The organism is Eudoraea chungangensis, from assembly GCF_029360665.1.
GTDB lineage: Bacteria > Bacteroidota > Bacteroidia > Flavobacteriales > Flavobacteriaceae > Eudoraea > Eudoraea chungangensis.
The window spans coordinates 515,942-531,661 of record NZ_JARDUB010000006.1 but is presented as its reverse complement, the minus strand read 5'-3'; the positions used below and the strand labels follow the sequence as shown (position 1 = coordinate 531,661).

Sequence of the window (15,720 nt, the reverse complement as noted above, 5' to 3'; positions counted from 1 at the left end):
AACATTTTATTATGGACAGCAAGATTAATGCCTATAATTCTATTCTAGATCTAATAGGAAATACACCTCTGGTGAAGTTGAATAGAATAGCAGCTCCTCTGACTGGTAATTTTTATGCAAAGGTTGAAGCATTTAACCCAGGACATTCTTCAAAAGACAGGATTGCGTCTTTCATTATTGATGAAGCTGAAAAAAAAGGAATACTAGTACCAGGTAGTACCATAATAGAGACTACTTCGGGTAATACGGGCTTTAGTATAGCCATGGTGAGTATTATAAAGGGATACGAATGTATCTTGGCGGTAAGTTCTAAATCCTCAAAAGACAAAATCGACATGCTTCGTTCAATGGGAGCCAAGGTTTATGTTTGCCCCGCTCATGTTAGTGCAGACGATCCTCGATCCTATTATCAAGTGGCTAAACGATTACACGCAGAAACAAAAGGCTCTATTTATATCAACCAGTATTTTAATAGCCTTAATATGGAGGCACATTATAGAACTACTGGTCCTGAAATTTGGAAACAAACGGCTGGTGAAATTACACATTTAATCGCTTGTAGTGGAACAGGGGGAACTATATCAGGTACTGCACGTTATTTAAAGGAACAGAATCCAAATATCCGAATCATTGGAGTAGATGCCTATGGATCTGTATTGAAAAAGTTTCACGAAACCGGAGAATTAGATCATGATGAAATTTATCCCTATCGAATTGAAGGTTTAGGGAAAAACTTAATCCCTGACGCGACAGATTTTGAAGTAATTGATGAATTCATCAAAGTTACTGATGAAGAAAGTGCTCATACGGCAAGAGAAATATCATGTTCAGAAGGAATTTTTGTGGGATATACCAGTGGTGCAGTTATGCAGGCAGTAAAGCAATTAAACGAAAGAGGAGAATTTAAAAAGGATAGTAAAGTTGTTCTTGTTTTTCCAGATCATGGTTCTCGGTATATGAGTAAAATTTACAATGATCAATGGATGAATGACCAAGGGTTTTTTGATAATGAACATGTTGGAGAAGAGCAAGAAATTCAATATGTAAAGTAGATTTTAAGCTAATAAATAATTTAAGGCGATGGAATTCCATTGCCTTTTTTATTGCTCTAAAATAAATTTGTGAATCGTGATCAAAATTCCATAATTTTGCAGAACTAACAAACTAGGCTACATGAGAGATTTATTTGATAGAATCATTGAGAATAAGGGACCTTTAGGTAAATGGGCTTCTCAGGCAGAAGGATATTTTGTATTTCCAAAACTGGAAGGACCAATATCCAATCGTATGAAATTTCAAGGTAAAGAGGTTATTACCTGGAGTATCAACGATTATCTGGGATTGGCAAATCTTCCGGAAATTAAGAAAGTTGACGGAGAAGCGGCTTTAGAACATGGGGCAGCTTATCCAATGGGGGCGAGAATGATGAGCGGGCATACGGATTTTCACGAACAACTAGAAAAAGAACTGGCCAGCTTTGTTAATAAAGAGTCTTCCTATCTATTAAATTTTGGTTACCAGGGAATTTTGTCTGCAATAGATGCATTGGTTTCTAAGGATGATATAATTGTTTATGATGTTGATTCTCATGCCTGTATTATTGATGGTGTTCGTTTGCATATGGGCAAGCGCTTCACCTTTAAGCATAACGATATTGAGAGTTTAAGAAAGAACTTGGAAAGAGCAACCAAGATGGCCGAACAAACCGGAGGAGGAATATTGGTTATTTCGGAAGGTGTATTTGGTATGCGCGGAGAACAAGGTAAATTAAAAGAAATTGTTGCCCTTAAGAAAGAGTTTAGTTTTAGACTTCTTGTAGACGATGCACATGGATTTGGTACTTTAGGTAAAACAGGCGCAGGAGCAGGTGAGGAACAGGGTATTCAGGATGATATCGATGTTTATTTTGCGACATTTGCCAAGTCTATGGCAGGGATAGGAGCTTTTCTGGCAGCAGATAAAGAAATTATTGATTATCTAAAATATAATTTGAGATCTCAAATGTTTGCCAAATCTCTTCCTATGGTCTTTGTAAAAGGCGCTTTGAAAAGATTGGAAATGCTGCGCACAATGCCAGAACTGCGAACAAAGTTATGGGAGAATGTAAATGCATTGCAGGACGGACTCAAAGAAAGAGGATTTAATATTGGCACTACCAGTAGCTGTGTTACTCCCGTTTATCTCAGTGGAAGTATTCCTGAGGCAATGGCCTTGGTAAGGGATTTAAGAGAGAATTATGGTATTTTTTGTTCCATAGTAGTATATCCGGTAATTCCCAAAGGGATGATTTTGTTGCGAATGATTCCTACCTCTACCCACACTTTAGAAGATATCGCTATTACTTTAGATGCGTTTTCAGCAATACGGGATCGACTTCAAAATGGTACGTATAAAAGACTATCTGCTGCAGTTGCTGCTGCAATGGGGGAATAATTGGGATTTAGAAACAGGCGAATTGCTAAGGTATCCTTTTAGAGGAATTTTTTATAGGTCCGCCTTCTTTTATATATTTCAGGATCAAAATTTTTCCATAACTGCCTAATATCCTTGTTTTCTTCTAATTCAGGTGTTCTATAGCAATTTCTAATATTTTTTTCTTGAAACACCTTATGGTATTGATTCATAATTATAGCGGTAACCCCTTTTTTTTGATATTCGGGATGTACGCCAATTAGATAAAAGATAACATCTTTACTGTGTTTTTTTGCCCGTAGAAGTTGGATGAATCCAAAAGGGAATAACCTGCCTTTAATTTTCTGTAGTGTTTTAGCAAAAGATGGCATTACAATAGCAAATGCTACTACACGGTCATTCGAATCAATGACAAACTTTATGTACTCAGGATTTATAAGCCTTAAATATTTCTTTTTAAAATAAAGCTTTTGTTCTTTAGTTAGTGGTACAAAAGATGCTAATTTGGCATAGCTCTCATTAAATAAATCGAACATTTGATCTGCCCAAGGCATTATTTCCTCAGTGGAACTAAAATTCATCTCCCTTAAATTATACCGCTTCTTTATAAGAAGCTGCACTTTATTAAAATACTCTGGCTTTGTATTACTGGCTGGAAATCTATTTTCCAAATATTCTTTTTCTTTTTTTAGACCGTAGGCTTCGTAGTGTTTTTGGTAGTACGGAAAGTTGTACCAGGTAATCATGGTCCCTCGCGTCTCAAATCCCTCAATAAGTACGCCTACCTTGTCTAAATTTGTTATACCTACAGGGCCTTCAATAAATTCTAGCCCATTCTCCTCACCAATAGATTTCACTTTATTTAAAAGCGTTAGAGATACCTCAGGATCATCAATAAAATCAAACCAACCAAAGCGCATTTTTTTTACTTTTTGTTCTTTTACTTCAACCCAATTGATGATGGCCATTACCCTGCCAACAAGCTTATTGTCTTTGTAAGCAAGGTAAAACCAAGCTTCCGCTTTTTTGAAGTTGGGATTTTTGCTTTTATCAAAAGTCTCTAATTCGTCTGAAATAAGGGGTGGAACCCAATAGGGCGAATCTTTATAAAGAGAAAAGGGAAATTTTATAAACCGCTTTAAATCTGATTTTGATGTGGCTTCCTTAAGCTGAACCATACAATTAATTTGACGGCTCAAGATAAGGGATAAAAAACAAGGCTTTAAATATTCCGAATTATTTTTTCAGATAATAGCAATTAAAGTAAAGTGTTAAATAGATCGTAGCCTATTAGAATTCAATTTCCTTCTTTTTTTTCTTTAGTTGGCGCATTTCTTTTTTGGAAGGACCCAGATCAACGTCTTCAGCACCACTGCCTTTGTTCTTCTTTTTCTTTTGTTTTTTATCTTTCTTTTTCTTCATTGCATTTCTTTCAATTTGTCCGCCGTTCTCATCAGCATTTTGATCTTCTATTGGAATCAATACATCTTTATGAAAATCTAGACGATAGGATGCTCCTATGGTGCCAAAGAACTTAGTGGGTGTATTCTTAAAACTACCACCCAATGCAGCATCTACTTGAAAATTCTCATTGAACAAATAAGCCGAACCTGCTCGCAACAAAACATCGGAATATCGATCTCCGCTTATTCCTTGGTTTTCGGCAAAGACACTCCATTTGGGGTTTCTTAGAGCATGTGAAAGTGAAATGGTATAACTCCATTCAGGAAAGTCCGTGCCAATTTTATCGTAAGCGATATTCGTTATCAGCACAAACCTCGGGGTAAGACGACTTTGAGTGGCAATCATTGCTCTTGGCGAAATCTCTGGATCTTCCGGATAAAATGGATTATCTCCAAACGAAAAATTAGCTCCTGCATATAAGGAAACTGCTGGCAATAGATTTTTAAACTGAAACTTATGATTTGCGCGCCAGCTATACAGATTCGGTTTGTTGCGTTGTGGATTAGCAAAAGGATCGTAAATCAAATACTTAAGACCTATTCTATTTCTGGAAAAATTAGAGCGGGTTGCACTAAATCCAAATTCATTATAGGTTATATTTTGGTTTTGATACCTGCCTTCCCAGTTTAATTCTAACTTTTCTAACAGCAAACCGTACCTAAAGGAGAAGTCTACGGCAAAACTATTAGCATCGGTATTTAAAAGGCTGTGATTTTCTATTTCATATCCCAAACCAAGTTCAGCCTGAACCACCCCTTTACCAATGGCATAGGCACTTACAGAAACTCCGGGTCTATTTGAGTTTATAACATCTGTATACTGACATACCCCAATAAAGGGTATAATTAGAACTATTAAATATATGGTTATCGTAAAGGGATTCGTAGATGCCTGGCGGTACATTAGATAGATTTTATTATTATTTTATGAATTTTCTAATGTTATTACAACGTTGGAATTGTATTTTTGATATACAGAAAACACTTATTATGGGTTTTTTAAAAACGATTTTAATTATTCTGTTGGTCTATTATACGCTAAAACTATTGGCAAAGTGGTTTGGTCCAAGGCTTTTTAGTTATGCCGCGAAGAAGACTGAAGATAGATTTAGAAATAGCTTTGAACAGTATTCCAATCAGAATCAGAACCAAGCCCCTGTAGACGAAGGGGAAATAAGCATAGAAAAACCAAGAACCTCCAAAAAGAAGGTAAACACTGATAATGTAGGAGAGTTCATAGATTTTGAAGAAATTAAATAACCATTACTCCTTAGCATTTTTATGAATAAAGGTACCAAGGCTATATTTATTCACTTTTTCTCTATAGTGATTTTTATAGTCGCTGCATTAGCTTATTTCTATCCGGTATTACAGTCTAAAACAATTCAGCAATCTGATATCATTCAGTTTACTGGAATGGCCAAAGAACAAAACGATTTCAGAAAGAAAACAGGAGAGGAACCCTATTGGACCAATAGTGCGTTTGGTGGAATGCCTACTTATCAATTGGGGGCATATTACCCACACGACTATGTAAAAAAATTGGATAGGACTATACGTTTTTTACCTAGGCCCGCGGACTATTTATTTTTATATTTTGTGAGTTTTTATATTCTACTATGTTCCTTAAAAGTAGACTACAGACTCTCTATATTGGGGGCATTGGCATTTGGATTTTCTACCTATCTTATTATTATCCTGGGAGTTGGTCATAATGCCAAAGCCCATGCTATTGGATTTTTACCAATTTTACTAGCTGGTATTATACTAACGTTTAGAAAGAATTATGTCTGGGGATTTCTATTAACAGCAGTAGCAATGGCCTTGGAAGTAGGTGCCAATCATTATCAAATGACCTATTATTTTATGTTGCTGGTTTTAATAATTGGTATCGTCTACTTATTCGATGCTATTAAGAATCGGACCCTGGTTGATTTTTTAAAAGCCACCGGATTGTTGTTAGTTGCCGTAGTACTTGGGATTGCTACAAACGCAACCTCCTTAATGGCTACTAAAGAGTATGCTGACTGGAGTACAAGAGGAAAATCTGCGCTTACTATAGATCCCGCAGGGAACTTAAAAGAAAATAAATCTGGTTTAGACAGAGAATATATAACCCAGTATAGCTATGGAATTGTAGAGTCTTTAAACTTATTGGTTCCGCGTTTATTTGGAGGAAGTAATAGTGAAGACTTAGGGGATAAATCTAAGGCATTCGATTTTTTAATTGAACAGGGTCTACCCAGAACGAGGGCTCTGGAATTTAGTAGTGGAATACCCCTTTACTGGGGTAAACAACCCGGTGTTGCCGGACCAGCTTATATTGGTGCCTTGGTGGTTTTCTTAGGAATATTGGCCTTGTTTCTTGTGAAAGGGAGATTGAAGTGGTGGTTATTAGGTGGGCTGCTGATGTCTCTAATGCTTTCGTGGGGAAAGAATTTTGGGATTTTAACGAATTTCATGATAGACTATTTCCCGCTGTATAATAAATTTCGGGCAGTTTCTTCTATTCAGGTAATTCTAGAACTTTGTGCTCCCATTTTAGCCATTTTGGGCCTAAAAGAATTGTTTTCAGAAGTAGTGTCCAAAGAACAAAAACTTTTGGCCTTAAAGAAATCCCTGCTCGCGCTAGTCTCTGTTACTGTTGCTCTATTCCTCTTTAAAGGGATGTTTGATTTTATAGGAGCTAATGATGCTACTTATCAACGGTATTTTGGAGAAGAATTAATGGCTATGATTCTAAGAGACCGTGAAGCCGTTTATACGCAGGATACTATTCGTACTTTACTTATAGTTTTAGTTGGTGCCGGAGCTATTTACCTTTACCTAAGGTCTAAATTATCTACTAATATAACCATAGGAATTCTGGGAGTGATTCTTTTATTCGACATGGTAGGCGTGGACCTGAGATATGTCAATAGTAAGGACTTTGTTAGGCCAAGATTAATGAGTCAGCCATTTGTTGAAAGAGAAGTAGATAAAGAGATCCTAAAGGATAAGAGCATTTATAGGGTTTATGATCCGTCTGAAGGGCTAAACGGAGCTAGGACGTCTTACTTTCATAAATCAATTGGAGGCTATCATGCTGCCAAACCAGCTGCCTTACAGGACTTATTTGATTATCAGATTTACAAGAATAATTTTGAGGTGTTAAACATGCTCAACGTTAAATATATAATTCAACAGGATTCCGAAGGACAGAATACAGCATTAGCTAATCCGGATGCCCTAGGGAATGCTTGGTTTGTTGAAACGGTTAAACAGGTATATTCTGCAGATGATGAAATAATGGCCTTAGACAGTCTTAACTTTAGACAAGAGGCAGTGGTTAATTCAAATACTACAGATGCCTTGACCCAAGTAAATTTTACAAAAGACAGTTTGGCCACTATAGATTTAGTAGATTATAGCCCGAGAGAGTTAAAATATCTTGCGAATAATAAATATGAGGGACTTGCTATCTTTTCAGAAATCTACTACCCTAAGGATTGGCAATGTTATATAGACGGGAAAACAAGCAATCATTTTAAGGTAAACTATTTATTAAGAGGAGTAATTATTCCGGCTGGGGAACATGAGATTATTTTTAGATTTGAACCAGAAGTTGTTCAAATCGGATCAAAAATAGCATTGGCTAGCTCCGTAATTCTTATATTACTCCTTATAACCGGAAGTCTTTATAGATTTAAACAGGCTCGAACTAAGGACGAGGGCTAATGCACAAAGTGCTAATCATAACCTATTATTGGCCACCAGCAGGCGGACCCGGGGTACAGAGGTGGCTGAACTTTGTAAAATATTTACCAGATTTAGGTGTTCAACCTCTGGTGTATGTACCCTCTAACCCAACCTACGCCATTAGAGACCATAGTCTTTTAGACGAGGTAGACGATGATGTTATCGTTTATAAAACTAAGATTTTTGAGCCATATAAATTGGCCTCAATTTTTAGTAGAAGGCAAACTTCGAGAATCAGTTCTGGTATTATTACTACAAAGACTCCCTCCAATATGGAGAAGTTACTTCTTTGGATACGAGGGAATTTGTTTATTCCTGATGCAAGGAAGTTTTGGGTGAAACCCTCAGTTCGATATATAAGTAAGTTATTGAAAGAAGAAAATATTAGAACCATAGTTACTACTGGGCCTCCTCATAGTATGCATTTAATAGGTTTTTACTTAAGAAAGAATACGGATGTACGTTGGATAGCTGATTTTAGAGATCCATGGACATCTATCAGCTACCATAATAAATTGAGGCTTACGAAAAGATCGAGGAAAAAACATTTGAGATTAGAGAAGGAGGTCTTGAGAAACTGCGATGATATTATTGTAACCAGTGAAACGACCAAAAAGGAGTTCGAAAAAATTAGCTCCCGGCCAATTCATGTGGTAACCAATGGTTTTGAGAATACCGAAGATTCTATAGACTCTCCTGCACTTTCGAAGAAATTTACAATCTCACATATAGGCTCTATGCTTTCCGAGCGCAACCCAGTTAATCTTTGGAAAGCAATTGCTGAATTGCAAGAGGAAAATGAAGACTTTAGAAATGCATTAGACATTCAATTAATTGGTGTAGTAGGCGAGGAAGTAGTGGAAAGTCTTACAGATTTTGGATTAAAAGAAAATGTGAGTATTTTAGGATATGTATCCCATAAAAGAGCCATTGAATACCAAAAAAGCTCGCAATTATTGCTACTAGTTGAGATAGACTCCATAGAGACTTCAGGAATAATCCCAGGTAAATTCTTTGAGTATCTGGCAGCCAAGCGGCCAATTTTGGCTATAGGACCAGATAAATGGGAAGTAGGGGAGATGATACAGCAAACAAGGGCTGGTGGGTTTTTTAAACACCAGCAAAAGCAAGAAATAAAACAGCAACTAAATGCATGGTTTAATGCTTATTTAGCACATGGCTTGCACGTAGATTCTGCAAATATTGAAAAATATAGTAGAAAATCTCTTACCTTGAAGCTTGCACAAGAATTGCAATGGGAATAGTCTATAAACAATCGCTAAGAAATTTAATTGTCACCTATATTGGTTTCGGTATTGGAGCGGTGAATACCCTTGTTCTTTATACCCGCTTTATGTCTGACGAATATTATGGTCTAATTGGTGTAATTCTTTCTACAGCCGCCATCCTGACTCCTTTAATGGCCTTTGGTGTTCCGAATACCTTAGTGAAGTATTTCAGCAGATTTAGAGACGGTGAGCTAACAGATAATTTTTTAAGTCTATTGTTATTACTTCCCTTGTTGGCGATAATCCCAATTGCAGGATTTAGTTTTTTTGCCAACGATATGATTGGTGAATTTCTTGCTAGGAAAAATCTCATTGTAAAAGCCTATATATGGCACATCTTTCTAATCGGGCTAGGAATGGCTTATTTCGAGGTATTCTATGCTTGGTCTAAAGTTCAATTACAATCTGTATTTGGGAATTTTATGAAGGAAATATTTATCCGTTTAGGAATTGCCATTCTATTATGCCTACTATATGTTCAGTGTATAAACGTTGCGGAGTTTCTGGATCTCATGGTGGCCCTATATTTAATCAGGACCTTAATAATGATGTTTTATTCGCTTTCTCTGAGAAATTGGAATTTTAAGTTTAGGTGGACAAAGGAATTTCAGGAGGTTTTCAATTATAGTTTTCTTATTATCTTGGGAGGATCTTCGGCAATAGTCATCCTAGAAATAGACAGGTTTATGATTAATCAATTTATTGAAATTGAAAATGTAGCGTACTATACCGTCGCCATTTTTATAGCTATTGTGGTAGCTGTACCTGCCAGAGCTATGCACCAAATCACCTACCCCATAACTGCCGAATTACTAAATAAAAAGGACTATAAGTCTTTGAAGGAGCTTTATCAGAAAAGTTCCTTGTCTCTTTTAATTATTTCAGGTTTGGTTTTTTTGCTAATTGTACTAAACTTAAAGGAACTCTACATTTTTTTACCACCAAGTTATAGAGGTGGTTTTTTGGTAGTTTTCCTAATAGGAGCTACAAAAGTTTACGATGCTCTGAACGGAATTAACAATTCCATTTTATATAATTCTAAATACTACAGGACCACACTTGTTTTTGGACTATTCTTAGCCCTATGCACCGTTTTATTTAATTGGATATTTATACCAAAGTATGGGATCGAGGGAGCCGCTTTTGCCTCATTTATTGCCATATTTATGTTCAACACAATAAAACTCTTCTACGTTAAGCAAAAATTTCATATCCAGCCATTTACAAGGGATACTTTTAGGGTTTCAGCTCTCTTACTGTTTCTTGGGGTATTATTTTATAGTTTTGATTTCTCCTTCCATCCCTTGGTGAATATCTTTGTTAAGAGCGTTTTAATTGTTTCTTCATACATAGTTATCCTTCAAAGGTTTCGTATCTCAGAAGATATTATATCCAAACTTTTTTCATTTTACAAAATAAAGAAATAAAAAAAGCCCGTATTGAAAATCTCAATACGGGCTTTAACAACCAATCAACTTAAAAAAACTATTGTTTAGAACTTCTACCTCTTGAGTTGCCAGACCTTGAACTGGACTTAATTCTTCTATCCTTTTCGAAAGATGTTCTTTGTGCCACTTCTTTGGTTTTAGTTCCCTTTACACTTTTGTAGGAAGACCTGGAATTACCATTGCCACTGCCAGGGCGTAAATTCTCTTTTTTAGACCTGCTTTGTGCTATTCTGGCAGAATTAGACCTTGTTGAATTAGTTTTCGGGCTATTCTTTTTTATGTACGCCTCGTTTCTATTCTGTTTAATATTCTGCTTAGTTCTAGCATCAGTTCGGATAGCCTTGGATCTTCCATTCCTAGTACTATTGGTTCTATTACTAGAATTTACATTAGATCTATAGGTAACACTCCTTTGATTGGAAGTGACCGCCTTATTATTATGACTACTTCTCCTATTCAAAGTATTATTCCGTCTGGTTACACGTTTATCATTTTTATATATTCTAGACCTATGGGTATAGTTAGGGTTTTGTCTATATGTCTTCCCTACATGAGCATATGCCCTTCTATAATTGTTATTATACGGTCTATAATATGTATACCTAATAGGCTGGTAGTACCTTCTGTAGGGTCTATTGTAGACCAAACAAAATCCGGCTGCTGGTCTTACAAAATAATTGTAGTAGGGATTAAAGGCGTAATACCTATTCGAATAATTTACGTATCCTGTAAAACTCCCATAATAACCTCGATTGTTGTAATAAACACCTAGACCGCCAACACGACGAACATATCCATTGCTATAACCAATTGGAATGGCTCCAATTCTATTTACTCTCCCGTAATAATCATAGTATATTGGTACATTCTGAACTTGGATAACTGCACCATAAGCATCGTATTGTACATAGGAGTTATAATTATAACCGGAATTGAAGGTATAAGCAACTCCTACATTGTTCACATTGTAAATAGGATTTACTACACTCTCCATATAGAAGTCGAATACACCATCTCTGTAAATAGAGAAGGTTATTCCATTTTCAACAAATATTATGGCGTTATTATTAAAAGAAGTACTAATAGTATTGTTATTCTCTAATACCTCTGCCTTCAGTCCACTGTTGACTAAGACCATTCCTGAAATTAAAAGGATTAAGTTTCTCATGACATAAGGTTTTAATAGTTATGAATGCAATTATTTACATCTACAATTAACTATCCAAACAGCGTGCCATAAATTTGTTTATTTTGATAAAACTCTGGTATTCAGTAATATAAATAATTAAAATACCATAATTTTATACTTTTTCCACAGTAAAACCTATTGATTTTCTAAGTACAACGAAATCAATTCAACTTTTCTTTCAAATAGCCGGCCGTATAAGATACTGGGTTTAGGATTACTTCCTCCGGGGTGCCACGGGCAACAATATTACCTCCCTTATCGCCACTTTCAGGCCCTAAATCAATTAAATAGTCGGCACATTTAATAAATTCTATATTATGTTCTATAACAATTATGGAATGGCCACGCTCTATGAGGGCATTAAAAGATTTTAAAAGTTTGTTTATGTCATGAAAGTGCAGTCCTGTCGTAGGTTCGTCAAAAATAAAAAGTGCTTTATCTTTTGAATTTCCCTTGACCAGAAAGGACGCCAATTTAATTCTTTGTGCTTCTCCCCCTGAAAGCGTAGAAGAAGACTGTCCTAGGGTAACATAACCCAAACCAACTTCTTGAAGGGGATTTAACTTAGTAACTATTCGATTTTGTGAACCTGCCCGGAAAAAGGAAATAGCCTCGTCTATTGTCATGTTTAAGACATCGTTGATATTTTTTCCTTCAAAGCGTACTTCTAATACTTCTTTTTTGAAGCGTTGACCGTAACATACATCACATTCTAAATGTACATCGGCCATAAACTGCATTTCCACAGTGATTTCACCTTCTCCCTTACATTTTTCACAGCGTCCGCCATCTACGTTAAAGGAAAAGTGTTTGGCCTGATAACCCCTTAATTTACTTAATTTCTGTGATGCAAAAAGGGCCCGAATATCGTCGTATGCCTTGATATATGTGACGGGATTAGACCTGGAAGATCTGCCTATAGGGTTCTGATCTACAAATTCTACTGTTTTTAAGCCTTTATATTCCCCTGAAATAGACGTATGTTGCCCTGCTTTTTCACCATAGCCTCCTAGTTTTTTTAAAAGTACAGGATAGAGAATCTTCTTTACCAAAGTACTTTTACCGCTCCCAGAAACTCCACTTATGACCGTTAGCATATTAAGAGGAAAGCTTATATCTACATTTTTAAGATTATTCTCTCTAGCTCCTTTAATTTCAATAAAGCTTTTAGACTCTCTTCTTTTTTCAGGGACTTTTATTTCTTCCTTACCACTGAGGTAGGAAGCCGTTAAGGAGGTTGATTTAATAATTTCACTCATTGGACCACAAGCCACTACTTCCCCTCCTAAGGTGCCAGCCTCAGGACCAATGTCAATAATTTCATCTGCTGCAAGCATTATGTCTTCATCGTGTTCTACCACAATTACGGTATTTCCAAGGTCTCTAAGGGATTTAAGTACTTCGATCAGGTTTTCGGTGTCTCGCGGATGTAGGCCTATGCTGGGCTCGTCTAATATATACATAGAACCGACCAGACTACTCCCCAATGAGGTAGCTAAGTTTATTCGTTGACTTTCTCCTCCAGATAATGTATTGGATTTTCTATTTAGTGTTAAATACTGTAGACCTACCTTATCTAAAAAGGAAAGTCTTGTTCTGATCTCTTTTAATAACCGATTTGAAATTTTTAAATCGTGCTCGTTTAACTTAAGCGTGTTAAAAAACGTAATCAAGTTTTCAATGGGCATTTCTACGAGCTCCGAGATAGATGCTTCCTCAATTTTAATATTATCCGTTTCTTTTCTAAGACGCCTTCCTATACATAGGGTACATTTGGTTTTGCCACGGTAACGTGAGAGCATTACCCTGTTCTGTATTTTGTAGCTTTTGTCTTCTAATTTCTTAAAAAATGCATGAAGACCTGTAAAATGTTTATTTCCGTCCCATACCAACTGCCTTTGTTGCTCCGTTAATTGATACCAGGGTTTATGAATAGGGAAATCAAATTTGTAGGCAGTATTCACTAGATGATCTCTATAAGTACTCATACTTTCACCTCGCCAAGGAAAAATGGCATTTTCATAAATAGAAAGACTAGTATTTGGAATCACCAAATCTTCATCAATGCCAATGACGTCTCCGTAACCTTCGCATTTAGGGCAGGCTCCATATGGATTATTAAAACTAAAAAGATGAACATTTGGTTCCATAAACTGGAGGCCATCCAATTCAAATTTATTGCTGAATTGGGTGATCTTGCCAGAAGATAGTTCTTCAACGCTACAATATCCCTTTCCTTCAAAAAAAGCCGTATCAACCGCATTTGCTAATCTGTTGTAAAAATCATCATCGTCCTTGGTAATAATTCTGTCAATCACCAAGTCAAAGGTCTTCCCAATACTTTCATCCGCTTGTTCAATACGTATAACTTCCCCATCCTTTTTTATACGTGCAAAGCCTTGTTTGGATAAGAGTTCCAGAGATTTTACAGTATCTCTATCTTTTGGAATTACTACGGGAGCTAACAACAAAAGCTTGTCGTTTAGCTTAAAAGTCTTAATGTAATTTACTACATCGGTTACCGTATGTTTTTTAACGAGTTTGCCGGATACCGGGGAATAAGTTTTACCTATTCTTGCATATAAGAGTTTTAAATAATCATAGATTTCCGTACTTGTACCAACGGTAGACCTTGGATTGGTTGAATTTACTTTTTGCTCTATGGCAATAGCTGGGGCTATTCCTTTTATGTAATCTACTTTGGGTTTGTCTAGTTTTCCTAAGAACTGCCTAGCATAGGAAGATAGACTTTCTACATACCTGCGCTGCCCTTCCGCATACAATGTATCAAAGGCCAAAGTTGATTTTCCGGATCCGGACAGACCAGTGATAACTACCAATTTGTTTCTGGGTATAACTACATCAATATTCTTTAAATTATGCAGTTTTGCACCCTTTATGATTATGTTGTTTTTTGGATTTACTTTAGATAATACGGTCATAGCTAATAATAGGTTTGCAAAGATACAATATGTTCATTTCAATAACCAATGAGGTTGTTTTGGCCTATAAAAAATGGCTGCACACAACAATAATTCTTTACTCTAATTAAATTTTATTTATATTTGAAGCCTAGTTACTAAACAGAAGCATATAGAAAACAATTACTTTTTTGAAATTCTAATACAACAAAAGTCTCCAACCCAAAGGGAGAACTTGAAGTTTAACCAAAAAAGTAATACGTATGCAACTACACGCAACAGACCCTATTCTTGTACAGAATTATATTGATGGAGACGAAAAGTCTTTGGAAATTCTTATAAACAAACACAACCAGCGTCTTTCTAGCTTCATTTATTCTAAAGTCTTAGATAAAGAAGTTACCGAGGATATATTTCAGGATACTTTTATCAAAGTCATTAAAACTCTAAAAAGAGGAGCCTATAATGAAGAGGGCAAGTTTTTGCCCTGGGTTATGCGAATTGCGCATAATCTTGTTATCGACCATTTTAGAAAGAATAAAAGGATGCCAAAGTTTGATGGGGGAGAAGATTTTAATATTTTCTCTGTCTTAGGCGATGATAAGCTAGATGCAGAGCGTCAATTGATTAAGGAACAAATAGAAACTGATCTGGCTTCCTTAATTGAAGAATTGCCGGAGGATCAGCAGGAAGTAGTGATAATGCGTATATATAAGGATATGAGTTTTAAGGAAATCGCCGAAAATACAGATGTTAGCATCAATACGGCTCTAGGTAGAATGCGCTATGCATTAATTAACCTTAGAAAGCTCATAGAAAAGAATAGTATTGTTTTAACGAATTAATACGTTATAGGACGAGTAATAAGATCTGCTTTTTTAATTGTTACGTTATTTAGGAGTAACAATTATATTTATGAAACAAATTTACTCAGATCAAGCAGACAAGTGCAAACTCGTAAAAGCCAAACCAGAAACGATTCAATTTCTTATTCAATATTCCAAGTCTTTGGATATATGCAACCATAAGGGACTAAGCTTTGAAAGGAATCTAAACTAGGCTAAGCTTTTAAATCATATAAAACCCTTCGATTAAGTTCGAAGGGTTTTTTTATGCCATAAATAGATTGCTATGAACCTATAAATTACGCAGTTGATAGTTTGTAGGAAAATCAAACATGAACTAAGGCTTGTTCAATTTATTGTGTTGAGAAATACAAATTCGTGCTTTGACATCAAAAATAGGCTGTTTTACAACATA

Annotated in this window: 11 protein-coding genes; 7 read left to right on the top strand and 4 right to left on the bottom strand. The window is 35.9% G+C overall.

What is annotated here, in order from left to right; translation table 11 throughout:
• The first annotated feature begins 11 nt into the window (after window positions 1-11).
• A complete protein-coding gene (gene capA, locus PXG98_RS15215) occupies window positions 12-1,052 on the top strand; it encodes a cysteate synthase (RefSeq protein WP_276392524.1) in 1,041 nt (346 codons plus the stop codon).
• Between the two features lie 121 nt (window positions 1,053-1,173).
• The gene (capB, locus tag PXG98_RS15210) at window positions 1,174-2,433 is read left to right on the top strand and encodes a cysteate-C-fatty acyltransferase (protein WP_276392521.1); all 1,260 of its coding nucleotides are present in this window, start codon (window positions 1,174-1,176) and stop codon (window positions 2,431-2,433) included.
• A 38-nt stretch (window positions 2,434-2,471) separates the two neighbouring features.
• Here capB and PXG98_RS15205 read toward each other — a convergent pair whose 3' ends face one another.
• Window positions 2,472-3,590: a GNAT family N-acetyltransferase gene (locus tag PXG98_RS15205; RefSeq protein ID WP_276392518.1), complete on the bottom strand. Its 1,119-nt coding sequence runs from the start codon at window positions 3,588-3,590 to the stop codon at window positions 2,472-2,474.
• A 112-nt stretch (window positions 3,591-3,702) separates the two neighbouring features.
• Window positions 3,703-4,779 carry a transporter gene (locus PXG98_RS15200; protein WP_276392515.1) on the bottom strand — a complete coding sequence of 359 codons (1,077 nt, stop codon included), beginning with the start codon at window positions 4,777-4,779 and terminating at the stop codon, window positions 3,703-3,705.
• 86 nt (window positions 4,780-4,865) lie between these two features.
• Between PXG98_RS15200 and PXG98_RS15195 the strand changes: the two genes are divergently transcribed.
• The 4 genes from PXG98_RS15195 to PXG98_RS15180 are packed head-to-tail and all read left to right on the top strand — an operon-like array spanning window position 4,866 to window position 10,329.
• Window positions 4,866-5,135 carry a DUF4834 family protein gene (locus PXG98_RS15195; RefSeq protein WP_276392512.1) on the top strand — a complete coding sequence of 90 codons (270 nt, stop codon included), beginning with the start codon at window positions 4,866-4,868 and terminating at the stop codon, window positions 5,133-5,135.
• A 21-nt stretch (window positions 5,136-5,156) separates the two neighbouring features.
• Window positions 5,157-7,592 carry a YfhO family protein gene (locus PXG98_RS15190; RefSeq protein WP_276392510.1) on the top strand — a complete coding sequence of 812 codons (2,436 nt, stop codon included), beginning with the start codon at window positions 5,157-5,159 and terminating at the stop codon, window positions 7,590-7,592.
• Complete coding sequence (locus PXG98_RS15185) at window positions 7,592-8,878, top strand: glycosyltransferase family 4 protein (RefSeq protein WP_276392508.1); 1,287 nt, start codon at window positions 7,592-7,594, stop codon at window positions 8,876-8,878. The genes PXG98_RS15190 and PXG98_RS15185 overlap by 1 nt, the downstream gene beginning before the upstream one ends.
• Window positions 8,869-10,329, top strand: coding sequence for an oligosaccharide flippase family protein (locus PXG98_RS15180; RefSeq protein WP_276392505.1), 1,461 nt, complete (start codon window positions 8,869-8,871; stop codon window positions 10,327-10,329). Before PXG98_RS15185 ends, PXG98_RS15180 begins: the two co-directional genes overlap by 10 nt.
• A gap of 58 nt (window positions 10,330-10,387) precedes the next feature.
• Here PXG98_RS15180 and PXG98_RS15175 read toward each other — a convergent pair whose 3' ends face one another.
• A complete protein-coding gene (locus PXG98_RS15175; RefSeq protein WP_276392502.1) occupies window positions 10,388-11,518 on the bottom strand; it encodes a hypothetical protein in 1,131 nt (376 codons plus the stop codon).
• Window positions 11,519-11,700: 182 nt separating this feature from the next.
• On the bottom strand, window positions 11,701-14,481 hold the full coding sequence (gene uvrA / locus PXG98_RS15170) for an excinuclease ABC subunit UvrA (protein WP_276392499.1): 2,781 nt from the start codon (window positions 14,479-14,481) through the stop codon (window positions 11,701-11,703).
• Window positions 14,482-14,723: 242 nt separating this feature from the next.
• Here uvrA and PXG98_RS15165 point away from each other — a divergent pair, with 242 nt between their 5' ends.
• Window positions 14,724-15,305, top strand: a complete 582-nt coding sequence (locus tag PXG98_RS15165) for an RNA polymerase sigma factor (protein WP_276392498.1) — start codon at window positions 14,724-14,726, stop codon at window positions 15,303-15,305.
• Window positions 15,306-15,720 lie beyond the last annotated feature (415 nt).